Annotated in this window: 25 protein-coding genes; 13 read left to right on the top strand and 12 right to left on the bottom strand. The window is 51.0% G+C overall.

The window, feature by feature from the left end; translation table 11 throughout:
- Positions 1 to 82 precede the first annotated feature (82 nt).
- Both Q7C_RS04480 and Q7C_RS04475 read left to right on the top strand, forming a co-directional pair.
- Positions 83 to 985 carry a WYL domain-containing transcriptional regulator gene (locus Q7C_RS04480; protein ID WP_014703513.1) on the top strand — a complete coding sequence of 301 codons (903 nt, stop codon included), beginning with the start codon at positions 83 to 85 and terminating at the stop codon, positions 983 to 985.
- A gap of 6 nt (positions 986 to 991) precedes the next feature.
- Positions 992 to 1,780: a hypothetical protein gene (locus Q7C_RS04475; RefSeq protein ID WP_014703512.1), complete on the top strand. Its 789-nt coding sequence runs from the start codon at positions 992 to 994 to the stop codon at positions 1,778 to 1,780.
- 77 nt (positions 1,781 to 1,857) lie between these two features.
- On the opposite strand, the gene Q7C_RS04470 is transcribed toward Q7C_RS04475, so the two are convergent.
- The 8 genes from Q7C_RS04470 to Q7C_RS04435 all read right to left on the bottom strand — a co-directional run bounded on the left by Q7C_RS04470 (position 1,858) and on the right by Q7C_RS04435 (position 8,113).
- On the bottom strand, positions 1,858 to 3,141 hold the full coding sequence (locus Q7C_RS04470) for a hypothetical protein (protein WP_014703511.1): 1,284 nt from the start codon (positions 3,139 to 3,141) through the stop codon (positions 1,858 to 1,860).
- Positions 3,142 to 3,154: 13 nt separating this feature from the next.
- On the bottom strand, positions 3,155 to 3,973 hold the full coding sequence (locus Q7C_RS04465) for a TIGR02391 family protein (RefSeq protein WP_014703510.1): 819 nt from the start codon (positions 3,971 to 3,973) through the stop codon (positions 3,155 to 3,157).
- Positions 3,974 to 3,995: 22 nt separating this feature from the next.
- Positions 3,996 to 4,298 carry a helix-turn-helix domain-containing protein gene (locus Q7C_RS04460; protein WP_014703509.1) on the bottom strand — a complete coding sequence of 101 codons (303 nt, stop codon included), beginning with the start codon at positions 4,296 to 4,298 and terminating at the stop codon, positions 3,996 to 3,998.
- On the bottom strand, positions 4,282 to 4,665 hold the full coding sequence (locus Q7C_RS04455; RefSeq protein WP_014703508.1) for a type II toxin-antitoxin system RelE/ParE family toxin: 384 nt from the start codon (positions 4,663 to 4,665) through the stop codon (positions 4,282 to 4,284). The genes Q7C_RS04460 and Q7C_RS04455 overlap by 17 nt, the downstream gene beginning before the upstream one ends.
- Before the next feature lie 138 nt (positions 4,666 to 4,803).
- Complete coding sequence (locus Q7C_RS04450) at positions 4,804 to 6,006, bottom strand: tyrosine-type recombinase/integrase (protein WP_023110663.1); 1,203 nt, start codon at positions 6,004 to 6,006, stop codon at positions 4,804 to 4,806.
- Between the two features lie 223 nt (positions 6,007 to 6,229).
- On the bottom strand, positions 6,230 to 6,796 hold the full coding sequence (locus Q7C_RS04445) for an SRPBCC family protein (protein ID WP_014703505.1): 567 nt from the start codon (positions 6,794 to 6,796) through the stop codon (positions 6,230 to 6,232).
- Positions 6,797 to 6,887: 91 nt separating this feature from the next.
- On the bottom strand, positions 6,888 to 7,808 hold the full coding sequence (gene cysB, locus Q7C_RS04440; protein ID WP_014703504.1) for an HTH-type transcriptional regulator CysB: 921 nt from the start codon (positions 7,806 to 7,808) through the stop codon (positions 6,888 to 6,890).
- Between the two features lie 62 nt (positions 7,809 to 7,870).
- Positions 7,871 to 8,113: a hypothetical protein gene (locus Q7C_RS04435; RefSeq protein WP_014703503.1), complete on the bottom strand. Its 243-nt coding sequence runs from the start codon at positions 8,111 to 8,113 to the stop codon at positions 7,871 to 7,873.
- A 241-nt stretch (positions 8,114 to 8,354) separates the two neighbouring features.
- Here Q7C_RS04435 and Q7C_RS04430 point away from each other — a divergent pair, with 241 nt between their 5' ends.
- The 6 genes from Q7C_RS04430 (at position 8,355) to katG (ending at position 14,885) form a co-directional block, all read left to right on the top strand.
- Positions 8,355 to 9,155, top strand: coding sequence for a sulfite exporter TauE/SafE family protein (locus tag Q7C_RS04430; RefSeq protein ID WP_014703502.1), 801 nt, complete (start codon positions 8,355 to 8,357; stop codon positions 9,153 to 9,155).
- Positions 9,143 to 9,373, top strand: a complete 231-nt coding sequence (locus Q7C_RS04425) for a hypothetical protein (protein WP_014703501.1) — start codon at positions 9,143 to 9,145, stop codon at positions 9,371 to 9,373. Before Q7C_RS04430 ends, Q7C_RS04425 begins: the two co-directional genes overlap by 13 nt.
- Complete coding sequence (locus Q7C_RS04420) at positions 9,366 to 10,064, top strand: phosphoadenylyl-sulfate reductase (protein ID WP_014703500.1); 699 nt, start codon at positions 9,366 to 9,368, stop codon at positions 10,062 to 10,064. Before Q7C_RS04425 ends, Q7C_RS04420 begins: the two co-directional genes overlap by 8 nt.
- Positions 10,065 to 10,079: 15 nt before the next feature.
- Positions 10,080 to 10,982 carry a sulfate adenylyltransferase subunit CysD gene (cysD, locus tag Q7C_RS04415; RefSeq protein ID WP_041366518.1) on the top strand — a complete coding sequence of 301 codons (903 nt, stop codon included), beginning with the start codon at positions 10,080 to 10,082 and terminating at the stop codon, positions 10,980 to 10,982.
- Position 10,983: 1 nt separating this feature from the next.
- Positions 10,984 to 12,417, top strand: coding sequence for a sulfate adenylyltransferase subunit CysN (cysN, locus tag Q7C_RS04410; protein WP_014703498.1), 1,434 nt, complete (start codon positions 10,984 to 10,986; stop codon positions 12,415 to 12,417).
- Between the two features lie 296 nt (positions 12,418 to 12,713).
- Positions 12,714 to 14,885, top strand: coding sequence for a catalase/peroxidase HPI (gene katG / locus Q7C_RS04405; protein WP_014703496.1), 2,172 nt, complete (start codon positions 12,714 to 12,716; stop codon positions 14,883 to 14,885).
- 123 nt (positions 14,886 to 15,008) lie between these two features.
- Here the strand turns inward: katG and Q7C_RS04400 are convergent, their stop codons facing one another.
- Positions 15,009 to 15,518, bottom strand: a complete 510-nt coding sequence (locus Q7C_RS04400) for a DNA-deoxyinosine glycosylase (protein ID WP_041366516.1) — start codon at positions 15,516 to 15,518, stop codon at positions 15,009 to 15,011.
- Positions 15,519 to 15,971 carry a DUF3465 domain-containing protein gene (locus Q7C_RS04395; RefSeq protein WP_014703494.1) on the bottom strand — a complete coding sequence of 151 codons (453 nt, stop codon included), beginning with the start codon at positions 15,969 to 15,971 and terminating at the stop codon, positions 15,519 to 15,521. It abuts the gene before it with no gap.
- A gap of 194 nt (positions 15,972 to 16,165) precedes the next feature.
- Between Q7C_RS04395 and Q7C_RS04390 the strand changes: the two genes are divergently transcribed.
- The 5 genes from Q7C_RS04390 to Q7C_RS04370 all read left to right on the top strand — a co-directional run bounded on the left by Q7C_RS04390 (position 16,166) and on the right by Q7C_RS04370 (position 19,498).
- Positions 16,166 to 17,032, top strand: coding sequence for a symmetrical bis(5'-nucleosyl)-tetraphosphatase (locus Q7C_RS04390; protein ID WP_014703493.1), 867 nt, complete (start codon positions 16,166 to 16,168; stop codon positions 17,030 to 17,032).
- A 72-nt stretch (positions 17,033 to 17,104) separates the two neighbouring features.
- On the top strand, positions 17,105 to 17,587 hold the full coding sequence (ribH, locus tag Q7C_RS04385) for a 6,7-dimethyl-8-ribityllumazine synthase (RefSeq protein WP_014703492.1): 483 nt from the start codon (positions 17,105 to 17,107) through the stop codon (positions 17,585 to 17,587).
- Positions 17,587 to 18,045 (top strand): transcription antitermination factor NusB, encoded by a 459-nt coding sequence (gene nusB, locus Q7C_RS04380; RefSeq protein WP_014703491.1) that lies wholly within the window; start codon positions 17,587 to 17,589, stop codon positions 18,043 to 18,045. Before ribH ends, nusB begins: the two co-directional genes overlap by 1 nt.
- A 12-nt stretch (positions 18,046 to 18,057) precedes the next feature.
- Complete coding sequence (thiL, locus tag Q7C_RS04375) at positions 18,058 to 19,026, top strand: thiamine-phosphate kinase (protein WP_014703490.1); 969 nt, start codon at positions 18,058 to 18,060, stop codon at positions 19,024 to 19,026.
- Positions 19,007 to 19,498 carry a phosphatidylglycerophosphatase A family protein gene (locus tag Q7C_RS04370; protein ID WP_041366514.1) on the top strand — a complete coding sequence of 164 codons (492 nt, stop codon included), beginning with the start codon at positions 19,007 to 19,009 and terminating at the stop codon, positions 19,496 to 19,498. The genes thiL and Q7C_RS04370 overlap by 20 nt, the downstream gene beginning before the upstream one ends.
- Positions 19,499 to 19,540: 42 nt before the next feature.
- Here Q7C_RS04370 and Q7C_RS04365 read toward each other — a convergent pair whose 3' ends face one another.
- Together Q7C_RS04365 and rnd are read right to left on the bottom strand one after the other, a co-directional pair.
- Positions 19,541 to 20,425, bottom strand: coding sequence for a carbohydrate kinase family protein (locus Q7C_RS04365; RefSeq protein ID WP_014703488.1), 885 nt, complete (start codon positions 20,423 to 20,425; stop codon positions 19,541 to 19,543).
- The gene (rnd, locus tag Q7C_RS04360; RefSeq protein ID WP_014703487.1) at positions 20,425 to 21,576 is read right to left on the bottom strand and encodes a ribonuclease D; all 1,152 of its coding nucleotides are present in this window, start codon (positions 21,574 to 21,576) and stop codon (positions 20,425 to 20,427) included. The genes Q7C_RS04365 and rnd overlap by 1 nt, the downstream gene beginning before the upstream one ends.
- Between the last annotated feature and the right edge of the window lie 31 nt (positions 21,577 to 21,607).

Here is a 21,607-nt window from a genome sequence, read left to right as displayed (position 1 = left end):
TCCGGGTAGACGACCGAAGGATGATCGCGTATAGTTAATGTACGACTATTTTTTATATCCGTCTACTTTTTAGGCGCAACTGATGCAAGAGCCCTCTGTCACTGCCGCCAATCCTGCTGAGCCCAAAGGGCTAAGTTGGGGGTTGGAAAGCAGACTTCAATTCATCGATTTCCGTTTGCGCTGGGAACGGCACATTAATCGAATGGATCTCACTGAGCACTTCGGCATATCGGTTCCCCAGGCGTCACTGGACATTGCCAAGTACACGGAGTTGGCGCCGAGCAACCTAACTTACGACCGCAGTTCCAAGACCTACACGGCAGCGCCGAGTTTTCACCCGCTTTACCAACGAAGTTCGGCGCAACACTATCTAGCGGAGCTGCTGGCCACCAAGATGGGAGTCATCGAGCCTGCGGCCAGCTTTATCGGCTCAGCACTTGAGGCAGATTGGGCGCCGTCCCCCTGGCGCACGATCAATGAACAGACCGTCGAAGCAGTGGTCCGGGCAATTCGGCAGCAGGAAGCCATTTGGGTGAGCTACCAGTCCATGACGTCCATGGACGAATCGGTTCGTCTGCTGTCTCCCCACGCCCTTGGTAATGACGGTTTTCGCTGGCACATGCGCGCGTTTTGCCACAAACGCCAGCGCTTCAGTGATTTCGTCCTCGCCCGAATCCTGCGCATCGACGGCTTCGAAGCGAGCCAAGTGGACGCCAGCCAAGATTCGCACTGGCAAACTCTCTTGACGCTGGTGCTTGCACCGCACCCCGATTTGCCCGCTGCCAAGAAACGAGTCCTGGAGTTGGACTATGGAATGGAAGACGGACAGGTCAAACTTCCATGCCGCCAAGCGTTTTTGTATTACACGCTGAGGCGTTTGGGCTTGCATACCAAGGAAGCACCCGACCCTCTCGCGCAGCAGATCACTTTAAAGAACCGCGATGAAATTCAACCCTATATTGATGCCTTGTCGGCCCAAAGCTGAACGCCCATGACAACTATTTTTGAACTGGTCAAAGACCCCTATGAGCGCAAGGCGCGCGTAATCCCAGGACTTCTTGTAGCGTTACCGCTGCTCGTTCCTTTGTTGTGCGTCTACGGCGCAAAGCACCCGGTACTTACAGGCGTGATCGGCTTGCTTGGTGGCTGCGGTGCCATTTATGCGCTTGCGAGCGTAGCTCGCGGGCGCGGGAAGAAGCTTGAAGAGATCCTGGTTGCAAGGTGGGGCGGTATGCCGACAACCATCGCGTTACGCCATCGCGACAAGTTTCTCGATGGTGTCAGCAAGCAGCGCTACCACACGGCGATCACGGCCAAGCTGGGCATCGCCATGCCAACGGCAGAAGAAGAATCAGCAAGCCCTGACAAGGCAGACGACATCTACGTTGGCGCCACAAAGCGGCTTCGCGAACTCACGCGTTCCAACAAGCAGCTCTTGCTGAAAGAGAACATCGCCTACGGATTTCACCGCAATATGCTGGCAATGAAGCCTGCCGGCATCGTGTCGTGCCTCCTGGGCATCGTCTACGGATTGCTGATTGCAAAGATTCTGCAGGTAGTACCTCCTCATTTTAACCTAGAGCACCTTGCCGATCCGGGGCTTGCCGCAGGCTTGACACTGCTCATTTCGCTGGCATTACTTGCCGCTTGGCTGCTGTATTTCGATCAGGGCGCGGTCAGACGGATGGGGTTCGTCTATGCAGAACGCTTGTTTGAGTGCTTGCCGTCTTTGCCTTCTTCGGCCCCGCGGAAAAGAGCCTCAAAACCGACTACGGACTGAGATTCAATGCTCTTTGCAAATAGGCGCGTAACTCCGCAGGAATGCTTGCCTATCGGCTGACTTCCGACGGGGGATGGTCACGCCTCTTGGCTGGCAGCCGCGTGATTGCGATGCAGGTCCGAAACCACCGCGATCAATCTGTTGATCGGTTCAGCCAGCCGCTTCGGCAAGACGCGATGCTGGGTATGGGTTTTCAAGTCGGCGATCCAGCGATGCGCAACCCACACGTCTTCTTCAGGGTGGTGGTTGTCTACGCCGTTGCAATACTTGTAGCCAACGAGCGAATCAGTGTGCGACAGCAGGATGCGCGCCATCGTCATGTGGAAGCGATGGGCCTGGAGATCCGCCGGGCCTTTGGGACGCGGCAGGGTCAGTCGTAGGCATCGCTGGCCGTTGAACTCGCTCCAGTCGGGGCCAACGACTTGTCCCGCGCGTTCCAGCATCTTGCGCGACTGTTCGTTCTTGCCATTGACCAAGGCAACGGCGACCGTACCCTTCGGGTACTCCAGCTTTTCGGCGAGCAGGTTCATCCAGCGCACCAACTTGTTCAGGGTCTCATCGTCGGCAAACACAAGGAACTGATGGCGCTGCTCGTCGTCCAGAAACGCCGGCAATTGCGCGTAGAGGGGGTACAGCAGGTCGTGGAGATAGATGTAGGTCTGCCGGCGTCCTTGCTCGTGGCTCCGCGTGGTCGCAGTCAATACCTGCCGTGCCCACTCGGGCGTGAGTTCGTCCAGCGTCATCTCGGTGATGTCGATGGAGATGAGCGGGAATCCGAGCGACTTCCCGATAAGAGCCTTGCGCCCGTCGAAGGCGTGGCCGAGTTCGATTTCAACGCCGCCCAGCACCATCGGTTCAGCCTGGACCGGGGGGCCGAGCACGGCAACGTCGAGCCGGAATTTGCTGCCGAATGGCGTCTCCAGGGGATGCTCGGTTGCCACCTGGTCGGCGCCGAGCAACAAGTTGCCTTCCAGCGGATAGTCCGACGCATCCATATCCTTGAACGCCCACGGCATCGCAAGCCCGGCATTCAAACGTCGTGAGAGTTCGGCCGCGACAAGTTCTTTCGCCCGCCGGTGTTCAGGACTTTCCTGCACGGCGCGCCATCGGCTGGCTTCTTCATCGTCGAAGTGCGCTTTGGGGTTAAAGGTGTGCTGGGCAGGAAGTACGCGGAAATGGGATCGCCGACGCAGCTTCCCGCTTTCAAAGGAGGGGCTGACCCATGTCACCATCTGGCGCTCTGCGCCTGGAGACACCAAGGGCCACAGCTTGCGCGCATGTTCCCGGCTGCGAACGTCGCGCGCGGCAATCGTGGTCTGGAAAATCCCTTTTCGAGAGAAGACAACGATCGCCTCGTCCATTCCTGTCTCTCACTTACGGCGATACGGCCGCTAATTTCGTGGTGCCATCCAGCTTGCGGTGAATCAGCGATACCAGCGTCAGGATGTCCAGTGCGTCCTGTTCGGACATGGGCCAATTCGTCTTGGGCGCATGGGCCAGCGGATTGCGCACGGCGCCAAATAAGCCGATCAGCAGGTTGGCAAAGCCTTTCTGCTCGCTCTTTTCGGACTCGGTGGTGAGCGGTCCCAAGGCGAGAACGGGTTGCTGGCCTGCGAATGCCTTGTTCACCAAGTCCGCGCCGTCGCCGTTCAGGCCCGACAGCAGGCGAATCCGCTCCGCAACACCTTTCGTTGCCTCGAACACGGCATGGAAGTAGTTTTCCTCCAGCAACTCGGCGCGGCAGTAGTTCAGCACTTCCGCATGGACGACGCGGCTTTCCAGTGCGGCCTTGAGTCGTCCCGCGCGGGCGCGGGCGGCATCAAGCGTCGTGGCCTTATCGGCGTGAGCAACCTTGCCGTCATCGCGCACGTAGAAACCGGAGAAGGCAAGGACGACATTGAGTTCGTCGCGCCGCCAAGCGAACGTCGCGGGATCGCGGGCGTAGTTCACCGGGTTCATCGCGCGGTTGATGAACATGATGAGATGGTTGCCGATCTGGTGGTGGTTCTGCGCACCGGCCAGCGCATTGAACAACCGCTTCCACTTTGTCATGCCGGGCGACGTGTCGGCAACCTCGATTTCCTGCAGCAGCCGCTCGATCTGTGTACCGCTCAGACCGCGTTCGGTATCGGCGAGCACGCGGCAGGCGGCTTCAAGATGCTGTGAGTTGAAAGGGGTAATTCGCGTCGCCAATGCCTGTCTCCCTCGTCAGGCATCAGATGATGGCCTGCAGGCCCTTGTCGGCGATGACGTTGAGCAGTTTGAGCGCTGGCCCCGTGGGATGGGTTTCGCCTTGTTCCCACTTGCGCACGGTCGAGGCCGACGTGTGTAGATGAAGAGCGAACACCGGCTGGCTAAACTTCAAGGCTTCACGCAGCCGCTTGATATCGAAAGCACTGAACTCCCGCACCGGCGGCGGGCAGATTGCGTCGAACTCGCGCATCGTTACCTTGCCGATCGCTCCCGCTTCGTGGAGCGCGGCCAGATCGCCACGCAGGGATTCAATGATCTTGCTCACAATGCACCTCCAATAACACGCCTGACTGCAACGCCTTCGACAATGCTTCGGCGGACAGTTCCAGGAACACCTTGCCGGCGAATTGCAGTGCCTTCTTCTCGTCCTGCGTAATGTTCGCCTTGTCGCTCTTGGGGAACCCATGCAGGAACACATAGCGGCTGCCGATCCGGGCCGACAATAACGTGCGGTAGCCGCCACTCTTGCCACCACCAGGGCGGGCAACCCGTTTCTTGTAAAGGAAGCCGCCCAAGTCCGCGTCAATCAGACCGCTTTCCATCTCCTGAACCGCTTTGCACAAGGCGGCATCGGACAGCTTTTCGCCCGCCTGCCACCGCGCAAAATCCTTTCGTTTGAGGATGCGCGTCATCTTGACCTTCAAACTATACCCGAAACGGGCACACTTTTCCAGTGCTTAGTACGATACGCAGGCGGTGATGGCCACTGAGCCAATTGTCGTAGCGGTGATACGACAATTGGGGCGGCAAGGTGGATTGCTGGCCTCTGATCATGCGGTCACCTCTTTCGGTTCTTGATGCATGCTGACGACCGACTTGCGTCGATTCGCCACCAGTTCGGCGGCTTCCCGCACGGGCTTGTCCTCGGTGTGGACGTAGCGCATGAACATCACCACGGTCTTGTGCGCCGTCAGGGCCATGCCGACCTTGACCGGGATACCCGAATTGGCAATGTCGGTCGCCGAGCGGTGGCGGATGCCGTGCGTCCCCACATGCGTTGCCCCCGCCGCTTTGAGCGCACGGCTCCAGCCGCCGTAATACTCGCCCGTGGTCAGGTGTTGCCCTGGATGGCGCGGCGACGGCAGGACGTAAGGATTGCCTTCCTGCCTCGGCGCCGTCGAAAGCAGCCGGTAGGCTTCCTCGCTGATGGGCTTGGACATACCGCCGGTCTTGCTGTCAGGCCAGACGACGCGGCGGTTTTCCAGATCGATCCATTCCCATTCGAGCGAGACGATTTCGCCACGGCGGCCGGCAAACTCGAATTGCAGGCGGATCGCCAACGGGATGACGTAGTTCTCCAGCCCCTCGGCCTCGATCTTGTCGAGCTGCCGGAAAAGTTTTCCCATGTCCTCGTCGCTGATAAGGTGGGTGGACTTGCCGGCAGGGAACATTGGGACATGGCGGCAGGGATTGGTGCCGTCAGGCCGATAGCCCCACACCTCAGCCAAATTGAACATCTTGCGCAGGATGCTGAACGCCTTGTTCGCCTCGGTCTGCTTGTAGGAAAGCTTTTCCATCAGTCCGGCAATGTCAGGCCGCTTCACGTCGTGGACCTTCTTGCGGCCCAACAACGGGATGATGCAGCGGTCGATGACACCTTGATAGCCGACTCGGGTGCTGGGCTTGTTGCGCTTCTTGGAGTGGTCCTCCATGAACTTCTTGCACAACTCTTCGACGGTGGGCGCTTTGCGTGCTTCCGTCTTGGCTGCGCCGGGATCACCACCCCGGCGTACCTGGGCCAGCCATTCTTGCGCGAGCGAACGGGCCTGTTCGACGGTCAGTTCCCCGTACTGACCCAAGGCGGGCTTGCGGCGCTCGCCAGCGTTCGTCCGGTACTGGAGCATGAACACCTTGCGGCCCGACGGGGTAATCTTGCACAAGAAGCCGGGAACCAACGTATCCCGGAGTTCGACGGCCTGCGCCTGGGGGTGTGCCGCATCGACAGCGGACTTGGTGAGTTTGATTTTTGCCATGATGACTCCTTGGAAAGACCCGGTTCCCAGGAGCCTTCTAGGGGCCAGTAGAGGGAAAGTCAGGTCAAGTTTCGGAAAGCACCGGCATATGATGAACTCGCCTAAGTCATTGATAAACCTGCTGTATCAAGCCTTGGCGTAGTCCAGCGCAGTACCGGGCTGGAGTCATGGTGAAATAAAAAAGGCGCCCTAAGACGCCTTTTTTATTGCCAAGTAGATTAACCTATTCCACGCTGGATTTTAGGTTCTGCAAACCGCTTTTATAAAACTCACTAATCGCAGTGATGGCGGTATCGTCATTTAATGACTCTGGTTCGTGATGTTTTCCAGTGTATGCCCGGAAAAACTTTGCTAACCAAGTGACTTTGGTCCGATCACCCTCGGCTTCAACCGTTACCCAAGACTTATATTTGCTTACAGGCACAGCCGGGACATCGAATGAATGCCCTTCATATTCAATTTGATCAACAACACTAATCTCATCAATTTGATACATGTAGGTCATAGATGCGTCATCAAATTTCTTGAGTGTTTCGTTAATAGTGGCGCCACCTTTCAGTGTCAGGACACGGGTTGCCCCTTTTTCATTCCCACCGGTTGCTTCAGTTGCTTCAATAGCTGGGTGCCATTTATGCAAGCTGTCGAAGTCTTTAATGGCAGCCCAAACCGTTTCGGGGGAGGCATTTATGAGAATCGTTTCTTCTACTTGTAACCGGCTAGCACCATGAGCAAACACAACTGCGGGAAGCAGAAGTAACCCTGTTAACAAGCTTTTAAACAAAGCGTTCATGCATTTTCCTTATCGTCTTAATATTGATGGTTGCTGGGAATCAGCAACCGTTAAACTAACACTTAAACTCCCATATTTCTATGGGAGTTTCTCATGAATGAATGGCTTGTTCGATAATGTTTTGTTCGAGGTGGGGGGCAAAATAGCGGATGAAGGCGTAGCTGAATTGGCGAAGGTGACTGCCTTTGCGAATACCCAAATGCGTCGTGCTAGGCTGAAACAAGTTACTGGCGTCAATCGCAACTAAAGGCTTATCTTTTTTGGCATCAAAAGCCATGCTGGCGATGATGCCGATGCCAAGGCCCAACTCGACATAAGTTTTAATCACGTCGGCGTCGGTTGCCGTGAAAATAACATTCGGCTTTAAGCCTTTTTCAATAAAGGCCTGATCCTGCTGGGCACGTCCGGTAAAACCCATGACATAGGTCAAAATCGGATACTCAGCAATATCAGCCAATTTGGGTTTTTTAATTTTAGCCAGTGGGTGCGACGGTGGCATCACGATGGTTCGATTCCATTGATAGCAGGGCAAGATGGCCAGATTATCGAATTGGGACAAGCCTTCGGTGGCAATGGCCATATCGACTTTGCCAGTTGCTGCCATTTCAGCCACTTCGGGTGGCGTTCCTTGCACCATATTTAAATGGACATTGGGAAAATCACGCGCGAATTGATGGATGGCAGGCGGTAATGCATAACGTGCCTGTGTGTGCGTTGTCCCAATTGATAGCGTACCTTGAAATTCATTACGGTTATCAGCAGCAAGAGATTTTAAGTTATCAACCGCTTGCAGCACCTGCTCCGCCGTATCGATAACAGCTTGACCGAGTGGGGTAATCGCGGTCAGACGTTTACCATGGCGTTCAAATATCTGTAGTCCCAATTCGGTTTCCAGTGCCTGGATCTGATTACTGACACCCGGTTGTGAAGCAAAAAGGGATTGCGCCGCCGCTGAAATACTCAATTGTTGTCTGGCGACTTCACGCACATATTTGAGTTGCTGTAATTTCATGGCTTATTCGGGATAGTTATCAAGATAAGCCCATATTATTAACTCAGCTAATATTTAACAAGCTAGATGGCGTATTGCTGAACCGCTGGCTGTTTGACGTTTTGTCGACTTTGACAAGCGACATCACATGGATGCCAGACAGGGTCGATGAATCCGGATGTGTTTGGTTTTTGGATAGCAATGTTTAGACGTTCGACCTGCGGTTGGCTGCCCACCGAAGCGCTATTTATTGCAGTAAGCAGGGTCGCTGTAATTAAACCGGAGAACAGCATTGTTGAAATCAGCAGTAACTGGTAACGCGTCATAACAGCCTCATTGCAGTGTAAAAACTAACTGAGTGACACTGTGGCGAAATACTTGTGAAAGCGATGTGAATGAGATTTTTGTGAAAAAGCAATATCAGGGGCTGGTTTTTTTAAACGAGATACCCCATTTCAGATACAGTCTCTATATAAAAATTATCTATAATGATAGAAGCTAATATTCGTTGAATTAATAATATGAGCTGATAGAATTCCCGCTTTTCTGTTGGTTGAGGCAGATTTTATGGAATGGGGGTTTTTAGCGGCAGGACTTTTTGTCGGCATCATGGTCGGTATGACCGGTGTTGGCGGTGGTTCATTAATGACGCCCATTTTAATCTTCGGATTTGGCATTCAGCCCGTGATTGCTGTTGGTACTGATTTGTTGTTTGCGGCGATTACTAAAGCGGGTGGCATATGGGCGTATTGGCGGCACAGTGTTGTGGTTTGGCCGGTGGTTGTGAAACTGGCAGCGGGCAGTATACCGGCGACGCTTTTGACGCTCTGGTATTTGAGCCAGGCCGGTATTGAAGATGGTAGTCACAATGAACTGATTACCAACGCACTAGGGGTTGCGTTGATTCTGACCTCCAGCGCACTGTTACTAAAAAACTGGCTGGGCGGCATATTGCAAGCCCGTGCGGGCCACCCGATTGTGAATGCCTTATATAAGTTGCGTGAAGACGAGCAACATAAAACACTGGCCACCATTATCACCGGTGCCGTTATTGGCGTGATGGTAACGCTGTCGTCGGTTGGTGCCGGAGCGTTAGGCGCGGTGGCGCTCTTGTTTTTGTATCCACGTATGAAAGGTGTCGAAATTGTGGCGACGGATATTGCCCACGCCGTCCCTTTGACTGCGGTCGCTGGTTTAGGGCATTCAGCCGTCGGTACAGTAAACTGGGAATTGCTGGGATGGCTATTGATGGGATCGTTGCCAGGTATTTATATCGGCAGTCACTTGGGGGTGCGTATTCCGGATAAATTGATGCGTACTGTTTTGGCCATCATTCTGATTGCGGTGGGGGTAAAATGTCTACTTTGACGAACAGCGTTGATTTATCCATGTTCGGTTGTCCCGTTCACAAGCAAAAGGCACTGGCCGCAGCGCAACAGTTGTCTGCTGGTGAATCTGTTGTTCTGCGGGTCAATCAAGATGCGGTCAGTACTATCATGATGCACTTAACGACAGAAGGGTTTCTTTGTGAACCAGGTGAATCTGGGGTATTAACAACGGATATCAAAGTGACCGCCGATGGCTGAGATCACGGAAAAATTACAAATTAAGATTGATGCGGCAATCGCTTTGCTGAAAGATATTGAGGCAAATTATTCGCCTGCAGTGTTAGCGACCAGCTATGGCGCAGAAGATATGGTTTTAACCGATTTGATCAATAAACACGCGCCGGCTATCGAAATTTTTACGCTGGATACCGGACGCTTGCCTGATGCAACCGGTGAGTTAATGCAAATTGTGAAAACGCACTATCAAAATGATGTGCAAGTTTATTATCCTGAAACGGCAAGCATTGAAGCATTTGTTACTCAAAATGGACCAAATGCGTTTTATGACAGCGTAGAGTTGCGTAAAACCTGTTGTGGCATTCGTAAAGTGGTGCCATTGCAACGCGCCCTTTCTGGGAAAAAAGCTTGGTTGACAGGCATGCGTCGTTCTCAGTCCGTGACCCGTGCCGAGTTGCCGGTGTCAGAGTGGGATGCCGATCATGAATTACAGAAATTTAGCCCTTTGACCGATTGGTCGAACGGGGAAGTCTGGAAATATCTTCGGGCTTTTGAAGTACCCTATAACAAGCTGCATGATGAGGGCTATGCCAGTATCAGCTGTGCGCCTTGCACACGGGCGATTACGCCGGGTGAGGATATTCGTGCGGGCCGCTGGTGGTGGGAAAATCCAGAAAGCAAAGAGTGTGGCCTGCATGTTAAGGCCAATTAAATCTAGAGATTAATGATGACCGAAAAAAAACTGACGCATTTAAAACAGCTGGAAGCCGAAAGCATCCATATTATGCGAGAGGTGGCGGCCGAATTTGAAAACCCGGTAATGCTTTATTCAATTGGCAAAGACTCGGCAGTCATGCTGCACCTTGCCATGAAGGCATTTTCTCCAGGTAAGCCGCCGTTTCCGTTGATGCATATTGATACCACCTGGAAATTTAAAGAAATGATTAAATTCCGGGACAATCGGGCAAAAGAGCTTGGTCTTGACTTGATTGTGCATACCAATCAGGAAGGCAAAGCGGCGGGCATTAACCCCTTCGATCATCCCCGTTACACCGATATTATGAAAACGGATGCACTGAAGCAGGCATTAACACAGCACGGCTTTGATGCGGCTTTTGGTGGTGCGCGGCGTGATGAAGAAAAATCCCGCGCCAAAGAGCGGGTGTATTCTTTTCGGGATAAAAATCATCGCTGGGATCCGAAAGCACAACGACCTGAACTATGGAACATCTACAACAGTAAAGTGAATAAAGGGGAAAGTATTCGTGTTTTCCCGTTATCCAACTGGACCGAGCTGGATATCTGGCAATACATCTATCTGGAACAAATTCCGATTGTACCGTTGTATTACGCGGCAGAGCGGCCCGTCGTCAATTACAACGGTTTGACCATTATGGTGGATGACGACCGGATGCGGATTCCTGAGGGCGAGCAGGTACGCATGGAAAAGGTGCGCTTTAGAACACTTGGCTGTTATCCCCTGACCGGCGCCGTGAAATCAGAAGCGGATACCTTGACCGATATTATTCAGGAAATGTTGTTGACCACAACTTCTGAGCGCCAGGGTCGGGCAATTGACCATGATCAAGGCGGATCGATGGAAAAGAAAAAACAAGAGGGCTATTTCTAAGATGATTAAGGACAGTTCCTATCAAACCGACAGCTTAATCGCCACGGATATCGAAGCCTACTTAAAGCAACATGAAAACAAGGAGTTACTCCGTTTTCTGACCTGTGGCAATGTTGATGATGGTAAAAGTACGCTGATTGGTCGCTTATTGCATGATTCCAAAATGATTTATGAGGATCAACTGGAAGCGGTTACCCGCGATAGCGCTAAATCAGGTACCACCGGTGATCAAGTTGATCTGGCCTTGCTGGTGGATGGACTGCAAGCCGAGCGTGAGCAGGGTATTACTATCGATGTTGCCTATCGTTATTTCTCAACAACTAAACGTAAATTCATTATTGCGGATACGCCAGGCCATGAACAGTACACGCGCAATATGGCAACAGGCGCTTCGACTTGCCAGCTGGCGGTGATTTTGATCGATGCGCGTCATGGTGTGCAAACTCAGACACGTCGCCATAGTTTTATTGCGTCATTACTGGGTATCAAGCATGTGATTGTCGCTGTCAACAAGATGGATTTAATGGACTACAGTGAGCAGGTTTATAACGATATTCGTAAGACCTATAGCGAATTTGCACGCGAACTGGAAATTTCGGATATTCACTTTGTACCCATGTCGGCATTGGTTGGTGATAATGTCGTGAATCGCAGTGAAAACATGCCTTGGTATGATGGCGAAACCATGATGTCTTTGCTGGAAAATATTGAAGTCGATCAAGATGCGAATACCGATGATCTTCGTTTTCCGGTTCAATTCGTTAACCGGCCTAATCTCAATTTCCGTGGCTACTGCGGCACACTCTCTGCAGGTGTGTTAAGACCGGGAGATGCGGTCACGGTGTTGCCATCGGGTAAGGAAAGTACCGTTAAATCAATCGTAACCTATGATGGTGAGCTTGATTTTGCCGTGCCGGGTGAGGCCGTAACAATAACGCTTCGCGATGAAATCGATGTTAGTCGTGGCGATATGATTGTCCATCGTGATCATCAACCCCATGTTTCGAGCCATTTCAAAGCGATGATGGTCTGGATGACTGAGCAGCCATTGGTTGCTGGCAAACAATATAGTATTAAAGTGGGCGTCGCTGACAGCACTGGCGTGATGAATGGCATTGATTATCAGATTGATGTCAACACGTTGCAGCACAAACAAACGGATGCATTAAAGCTGAATGAAATTGGCTTGTGCGAGTTTGCCTTGAACAAGCCAGTGGTTTTCGATGCTTATCAGCGTAACCGCCACACTGGTGCCTTTATCGTGATTGATCGACTGACCAATGTCACTATCGGCGCGGGTATGATTACAGAATCAGTGACGGCTGAAGGTGATACCGTCAGCCACGGTGATTTTTCGGCCTTTGAGCTGGAACTCAACGCCTTGATACGCAAGCATTTCCCACACTGGGATGCCAAAGATTTAAGTCAACTTTAGATATTGTCCATGCAAACAAGCCAGTCCCGGGCTGAGCCGGGGCTGGCTTTTTTTGTGCCTTTTCTCCTGATTGATCCAGGTTTTCTTTTCTGCGTTAAGATTTATTTTCACGTGCTCTGGCTATGCCAGCCTGTGATGAGAATAAAAATTGCCAACAAATTAATCGTTAAAAACGATTAATTGATAATTAATTATTTGTTATACAGATTATTTTCGCAGTGTTAAGTTGAAGTTAAGTAACCAAGATGGAAATAAATTAACCATTTAGGTCTTAATTTACTCAGAGGAGAGATGGCATGAATGAAAATAAACAAAACATGGGCAAATGTCCGTTTGGCCATGGTGGCGTAACGGAAAGTGGCAAGTCCAATGTAAATTGGTGGCCTGAGGCCTTAAATCTGGATATTTTGCACCAGCACGATACCAAGACTAACCCCATGGATGTCGACTTTGATTATCGCACCGAAGTGCGCAAACTCGATTTCGACCAGCTTAAAAAAGATCTGCACGCTTTGATGACCGATAGTCAGGACTGGTGGCCGGCTGACTGGGGCCATTATGGTGGCTTAATGATTCGTTTGTCATGGCATGCCGCAGGCACCTACCGGTTGGCAGATGGCCGCGGTGGCGGTGGCACTGGCAGTCAACGCTTCGCACCACTCAACTCATGGCCCGATAATGTAAGCTTGGACAAAGCGCGGCGCTTGTTGTGGCCGATAAAGAAAAAGTACGGCAACAAACTGTCGTGGGCAGATTTAATGATTCTGGCCGGTACAGTTGCTTATGAAAGTATGGGCCTGCCAGCCTATGGCTTTTCTTTTGGCCGTGAAGACATCTGGCACCCGGAGAAAGATATCTATTGGGGGGCAGAGAAAGAGTGGCTGGCACCATCCGACAGTCGTTATGGTGATCTGGAAAAGCCGGATACGATGGAAAATCCGTTGGCAGCGGTGCAAATGGGACTCATCTATGTGAACCCGGAAGGCGTGAATGGCCAGCCGGATCCATTAAAAACCGCAGAACAAGTACGCGTGACCTTTGCCCGTATGGCGATGGATGATGAGGAAACAGTCGCATTGACCTGCGGCGGACATACGGTCGGTAAATGCCATGGTAATGGCAATGCAGATGAGTTAGGAGCTGAGCCTGAAGCCGCAGATGTGACAGAGCAGGGATTCGGCTGGAAAAACGCAAATCAAACCGGCGTGGGAAGGTACGCGGTTACCTCAGGTATTGAAGGTGCCTGGACGACGCATCCTACGCAATTTGACATGGGCTATTTCGAGTTGCTGTTCGGTTATGAGTGGCAATTGAAAAAAAGCCCTGCCGGGGCATGGCAGTGGGAGCCGGTCGATATCAAAGAGGACGATAAACCCGTAGATGTGGCAGATCCCGCCATTCGTCATAATCCCATCATGACCGATGCGGATATGGCGATGAAAATGGATCCGACTTATCGTGCGATTTGTGAAAAGTTCATGGCGGATCCTGAGTATTTCAAAGCTTGTTTTGCGCGTGCCTGGTTCAAACTGACACACCGTGATTTAGGGCCAAAAAGTCGTTATATCGGTCCTGAAGTGCCAGCCGAAAACCTGATTTGGCAGGATCCCATTCCAGCAGGTAATACCGATTATTCGGTTGAAGTAGTGAAACAGAAAATTGCCGAAAGTGGACTGAGTATTGCGGATAGAGTGAGCACAGCCTGGGATAGCGCCCGTACCTACCGTGGTTCAGATATGCGTGGCGGTGCGAATGGTGCCCGTATTCGTCTGGCACCACAGAGGGATTGGCAAGGTAATGAACCTCAGCGCTTGGCTAAGATTCTCAGCGTGTATGAGAAAATCTCTGCCGAAACTGGTGCCAGTGTGGCCGATATCATCGTACTAGCTGGTGGCCAAGCTATCGAAGAAGCGGCGAAAGCGGCCAATGTTGATGTGCTTGTGCCATTCTACAAAGGACGTGGTGATACCACACAGGAGATGACCGACATTGATTCTTTTGAGCCGTTGGAACCGGTAGCCGATGGCTTCCGTAACTGGCTGAAGCAAAATTATGTCGTCAAACCGGAAGAGTTGTTGCTGGATCGGGCTCAGTTGATGGGGCTGACGGCACCGGAAATGACGGTGCTTATCGGTGGGTTGCGGGTGTTGGGTAGCAATCATGGCGGTACCAAGCATGGTGTCTTTACCGATCAAGAAGGTGTTCTGAGTAACGACTTTTTCGTCAATCTGACCGATATGGCGAACAGCTGGAAACCGGCCGGGCAGAACCTGTATGACATCTGTGATCGCAAAACTGGCGTGAAAAAATGGACAGCGACCCGCGTGGATTTAGTGTTTGGTTCCAACTCGGTTTTGCGTTCCTACGCTGAAGTTTACGCGCAGGATGATGCTAAAGAGAAGTTTGTGAACGACTTCGTCAAAGCCTGGGCTAAAGTGATGAATGCGGATCGCTTTGATTTGAACTAACCGACATGAGATAGGGGCCGCTTTGACTGGCGTGCCCCGATTCTCTTTTAGTTAGTGATCATATTTTTCTGGGCAAAACAGATATAAAGTTGCACTACTCCAAGTGATGTTGACCGGCAAACCTCAAAAATAAGCTTGAATACACTGCCACGCCTCAAGTTTTTGCTGGAAACGCATTGCGGCATGAGCGGGGCTGGTGGATGGTAGTTTTTTCAGTATCGGTACGGATGACAGGTCTTTCAGCACTGCACGACAAAACAGCTGTTCGGCTTTCGCGCCATTAAAGCAGATGGCCTGAATATCTGGGTTTTGTCTCAGAAATCCGCCGAAATCATTGATCTCCATGGTACGGCTATCGATATGCTGATCCAGGCTGCCAGGTCGATAACAGGATTTTAGTACATCCCACACGGCAATTTGATGAGCGATTAACTGTTGGCAGCGTTCGACATAATTCAGTTCTGAATTAAAACCAAATAGCTGCGCCATGATAGGCCAAAACGCATTGCGTGGATGCGCGTAATATTGTTGTTGTCGTAACGATTCCAGCCCGGGCATGGAACCCAGAACCAGTATTCTGGTATCAGTTCCAACGATGGGTGGAAAACTATAGCTGAGAGGGGTATCAGACATTTACTGGTATAGCTGGCCCTGATGTCGAATCCAGCCATGCGGGTGTCGATTGGCAGGATCATGATGGGTCCAATGCATGATCCCGCCACGATCATTCCAAACGTATTCACCATACAGACTCACTTCATCACCTACCTGTAATTGGTCAACACGGGGTGCCAGATCGATATTATGGGCAACCAGCAAGGTCAGCCCGCTGGGCAGGGAAATAATAAAACGCTGATGTCGACTACCTTTATTGTCATCCGCCAGGATTTTGCTGACGGTGCCGGAGACTTCCAGTTGGACGTCAGACCGGCGCTGGGCAAACAACGTATCAGCGCTCAACCCGGCATTGCTGGCGGAAGGTGCCTGAGGCGTGGTATCGGTTTCGTAAATGTTGCCAAAAACGATGACCAGAATAAAACCGGCAATCAACCAGATTCGGTTTAGGGATCGTGATGATTTACTCATGATGTCTCCGCTATATAGAGGCATTAATATGCCATAAAAACGGCGGCACATGACCTGTGGTTATTCGCTTTCGTTATTAAGTAGCATCGTTATAATAAGTCGATAACTTTTTCCTCATTCATTAACCGAACAACGCCAATGCTTCAAAGATTATTACGACCCACAAAACCTTACTTCAACTTTGCTGGTGAATAATGGCTGTTTATGCGATTGGAGATGTGCAGGGTTGTTTGTATGAATTAGTGCAGTTGCTTGAACAACTGAACTTTGACTTGGAGCGCGATGAGGTTTGGTTTGCGGGTGACTTGGTTAACCGCGGGCCACAATCTGCCGACACTTTGCGGTTTATTCGAAGCTTGGGGCGCAATGCCAAGGTGGTATTGGGTAATCACGATTTGCATCTGGTTGCGCAGGCGGCCGGTATTAAAGAACACCAGCACCGACTCGATACCATAGATAATGTATTAACAGCCGATGACGCCGATGAATTAATCTGCTGGCTGAGAAAACAGCCACTTTTCCATCATGATGCCGCGCTTGGTTTTTCCATGGTGCATGCAGGGCTGCCGCCACAATGGACGATTGCGGAAGCGATGGAACGTGCCGCTGAGGTCTCTGCCGTTTTACGCAGTGATGACTGGCAAGATTTTTTTCATCATATGTACGGGAATAAACCTAAATATTGGTCGGCGACGTTGACGGGCTGGGATCGGCTTCGCTACATCACCAATTGTTTTACTCGGCTTCGTTATTGTCATCACGATGGTGCGCTGGCCTTGAAATTCAAAGGTTCGCCAGAGGCAAGACCTGATGGTCAACAACCCTGGTTTGCCATGCCAAATCGGGCGAGTGCCAATGATCGGATTGTGTTTGGACATTGGTCGCAGTTAGGCACAGGTCAATATGGCAATGCTTTTTCATTGGATAGTGGCGCAGTATGGGGGGAAAAGCTGACCGCGCTCCGCCTTGATGCATTGCCTTGGCAATGGACGGAAGTCATAGCGCATCCCTCAGGTCGTGTGATTCAGACACCGTTATCACGAGCAAAGGTAATGGATTAACCCTGCTTTGTTTAGGCAAAGCTTGTTCAAAAACAGTACAATATTTCGTTATTTTTTTCGGGAACAGTGACAATGAGCAATATCAACACCTTTTCGGGTGACTTTTCGGCAAAAGGCATGCGGGTTGGCATCGTCGCCGGGCGCTTTAATGAGTTTGTCGTTAGCAGCCTTATTGATGGCGCAGTTGATACTTTGTTACGACATGGTGCCAGTGAAAAAGATATTGAGATTGCGCGTGTTCCCGGCGCGGTAGAAATTCCCTTAGCCGTCAAACGAATGGGTCAAACTAAAAAATATGACGCCATTATTGCCTTAGGCGCGGTTATTCGTGGTGGGACGCCGCATTTTGATTATGTTGCCGGCGAGTGTTCCAAGGGACTTGGGCAATTAAATCTGGAACTGGACATGCCAGTCTCTTTTGGTGTGTTGACGGTGGACAGTATTGAACAAGCCATCGAACGATCAGGGACCAAAGCAGGCAATAAGGGGGCAGAAGCGGCCATGGGTACGATTGAAATGGTCAATGTGTTACGCCAAATCGGAGCTGCAAAATAGTGGCAGCCGGTTTACCGAGAACGCAGGCGCGTCGGGCGGCAGTGCAGGCCCTGTATCAGGCTCAGGTTAACGATCAGGCGCCAGAAAAAGATGCATTGGAATTTGTGACCGCAGAATATGCCGATAAAATTGATAAGGCCTATTTTCAGCAATTAGTTGCCGGTGTCATCGCCGAACAAACAATCATTGATGAAGCGCTTGCTCAGGCGGTGGATCGGTCATTAACAGCGATAGATCCGGTTGAGCTTTCTATTTTAAGACTGGCTATTTACGAGTTTATGTATCGGCTCGACATTCCCTATCGAGTTATCTTGAATGAAGCGGTGGAGCTAGCGAAATCCTTTGGTGGAGAGCAAGGCCATCGTTACGTTAATGGGGTTTTGGATAAGGTTGGCGCGCGCGTTCGGGAGGCCGAGTATCAAGCCGCCAAAGCCAGAAAAAATTCATCTCGCCACTAGCGCGGCGCGTCAATGGCAGAGCAGGCCGAGTTTTCGCTTATTGATAAATACTTTGCTGAATTGACGCAGCAGCGCGCAGATATTGCGCTTGGCATTGGCGATGACTGCGCCCTGATAAAACCACAACCTGCCACCTGTTTGGCAACCTCGGTTGATACGCTGGTGAGTGGTGTGCATTTTTTCCCTGATGTGTCGCCTTTCCGTTTGGGTCGAAAAGCACTGGCCGTGAATTTGAGTGATCTCGCTGCGATGGGCGCGCAGCCGGCTTTTTTTACGCTGGCGCTCAGTTTGCCAAAAATTGATGAAGCCTGGTTAGCCGAGTTTGCTGCTGGACTGGCTGATTTGGCGCTTGAGCAAAAAGTGCAATTGGTTGGTGGCGACACAACCAGAGGACCGCTTTCCATCACTATTCAGGCGAGTGGTTATGTCAGTGAAGCGTCTGCGTTTCGTCGCGCTGCCGCCCAAGTTGGTGATCTGATATTGGTCAGCGGTACGCTCGGTGATGCGGGAGCGGGTCTTGCTATCCGTCAGCAAACACTGGATACCTCATTGATATCTGAGGCAGATCAAGCCTATTTGCTTGACCGTCTCGAACGACCCCAGCCAAGAAATGCTTTGGCGCTGGCACTGAGGGGAAGCGTGCATGCCGCCATTGATATTTCAGACGGTTTGCTGGCGGATTTACGCCATATTTTGACGGCAAGTCATCTGGGGGCAGAGCTTGATTTAGCAGCGTTACCCCTATCCTCAGCGCTAAAGCAGCTTTCTGATGACATGACGCTGTCATTGGCCTTAACGGCGGGTGATGACTATGAACTGTGTTTGACCATGTCAGAGACGGCATTTTCTGATCTACCCGCCGATATTGCACAGCAATTGACGCCGATAGGCCGTATTTGTCAGACACCCGGCATTCACTTTTTGGGCAAGCAACTGCCGGTTAATCTGAATCGGGAAGGATATGACCATTTCCAAGTCTAAGGTGACATTTCTTGCGTTATTGAAGCGCCCGACAGTATGGTTGGCGTGTGGGTTTGGATCTGGCTTGGCCCCCAAAGCGCCAGGTACGGCAGGGACTTTAGCGGCAATTCCAATTTACTTGCTGATCGCAAATTGCCCGGCATGGTTGTATCTAATACTGCTAGTTATTGGTCTGTTTGTGGGCGTATGGTGGAGCCAATCAGCGATTCATTTTTTTCAGAAAAAAGATCCGCCTGAAGTTGTCTGGGATGAAATTATCGGCTTTTTGGTGACCATGTTTATGGCGCCATCAGGTTGGTTGTGGATTGTGGTCGGCTTTTTGTTGTTTCGGTTGTTTGATATTTGGAAACCTTGGCCGGTGCGTTGGGCAGACCGGTGTTTAACTGGTGGCTGGGGGATTATGCTCGATGACGTGATTGCGGGTATTTATGCGGCGATCATTTTGCAGCTATTGGCCATAAGCTTTACTTAACTGCAGAGGGCTGAGCGAGACAAAACTCGCTCAGCCGAATCATTAATCAAGCGTGTGATTTTGAGTACCGTGCTGTGCGATTTTCAAGGCGCCCATCATGGCGGCAATACGCCCGGTTTCATGCCAGTCCTTGCCATGCAGAATGCCGTGTAAAAGACCAGCCCGGTAGGCATCACCACAACCCGTCGGATCAACAACCCGTGTTGCGGTTTGGCAGGCAATATCAATTTTTTCGCGATCCGCATAAATTGTCGAACCTTGTGCGCCGCGGGTAATGATTAAGGCTTGAACCCGTTCAGCGATTTCTTGTTCAGATAAGCCCGTCCGGTTCATGTATAACTGCGCTTCATAATCGTTCAGAGCCAAGTAGCTGGCTTGTTCGGTAAATTGAAGTAACTCTTCTCCATTAAACATCGGCAGACCCTGACCCGGGTCAAAGATGAATGGAATACCGGCCGCTGCCAGATCTTTTGCGTGTTGAACCATGCCGTCGCGACCATCCGGGGCAACAATTGCCAATTTGATGTTCTTGGCTTCATGAATTGAGGTTTCGTGAGCCAGATTCATGGCGCCTGGATGAAATGCCGTTATCTGATTATCGTCAATATCGGTAGTAATGTAGGCTTGCGCGGTATAGTGCCCTTGCTTGACATGAACATGCTGGCGATTGATGTCATGTTTGTCCAACCAGTCGGCATAAGGACTAAAATCTGTCCCAACTGATCCCATCGGGATTGGCTCATCGCCGAGTAATTTCAAGTTATAGGCAATATTACCGGCACAGCCGCCAAATTCACGACGTAATTCAGGTACCAGAAAGGCGACATTAAGCATATGCACTTTGTCTGGCAAAATATGGTTTTTAAACTGGTCCGGAAACACCATAATATTGTCATAAGCAAAAGAACCGCATATCAGAACGGACATTATTCAACCTCATTAATTATTAGTTGCTTGGCATCGGCATGGATAACCAGTTTACCCTGTAAAAATGCCTGTAACTTGCGGCCAACAATTTGTTTTCGCCACCCTTTCAGTAAGGGTATTGTTGTTTCGCCGCGGACCAGTTTTTCGATATCTTTTCGTGTTGCCACCGCCGCGGGTGAAATGGCTTGTTCATCACAAAACTGTCGTAATAATGCCATTAACGCATCCAGCAAAGCTTCTTGCTGGTTAGTGAGTGGCTCAGGTTTTAGCATAACCGGCCAGTCTGCTTTGGGAATTTGACTGGCTTTTTCCAGTACGTCGAGGATGGCTTGACCATGGCGGTCAATATCGCGCGGCTCCAGTCCTCGGATTTGACTGAGTTTCGTTAAGCTATCGGGCGCAAAACGGGCCAAATCCAGCATCACATCATCTTTTAATATCCAGCGACGTGGACGATTTCGTTGTATCGCATTGCGTTCACGCCATGCGGCGAGTTGCTGTAGATTAGCCAGTTGCCGAGGTTTAAGTTTGCCGGCACCGCGAATTTTTCGCCAGATCGTCTCCGGATCGGCTTGATAGGTTTGTGGGTCTGACAATGCCGCAAAATCGTCTGCTAGCCAATGTGTTCTATTAAGCTCTGTCAGACTTTGCTGCATTTGATGATAAAGACTTCTCAAATAGCGAACATCGTCTGCTGCATAATCTAACTGTGCCGTGGATAAAGGTCGAGCTGTCCAGTCAGTGCGGGAGTGGGCTTTATCCAGATCCACATTCAAGACAGTTTTTACCAAATTACCATAGCCAACCTGTTCTCCTAATCCCAGAACACTGGCGGCCAGTTGAGTATCAAATATCGTGTCAGGTAGCTGCTGACGATGCATCAGCAGTAGTTCCAGATCCTGTCTGGCCGCATGAAAAACCAGCGTCATCTTCGGCTGGTAAAGCACATCAAACAGGGGTGTCAGATCATCAATTGCCAAGGGATCAATACAGGCAATAACGTCGTCATTGGCAATCTGAATCAAACATAACTGAGGGTAATAGGTTTTTTCTCGCAGAAACTCGGTATCAACAGCGAGCCACGAGCTATTTTGTATTTGCTGGCAAAAATCAAGGAGTCCTACCGGTGTATCTAGGTATAAAACCGTCATAATTCAACGCAAAAATTAGACAGTATACGGG

This window comes from Methylophaga frappieri (assembly GCF_000260965.1).
Lineage (GTDB): Bacteria > Pseudomonadota > Gammaproteobacteria > Nitrosococcales > Methylophagaceae > Methylophaga > Methylophaga frappieri.
Note: the sequence above shows the minus strand (reverse complement) of the source record. Positions and strands in the feature narration are given on the sequence as shown.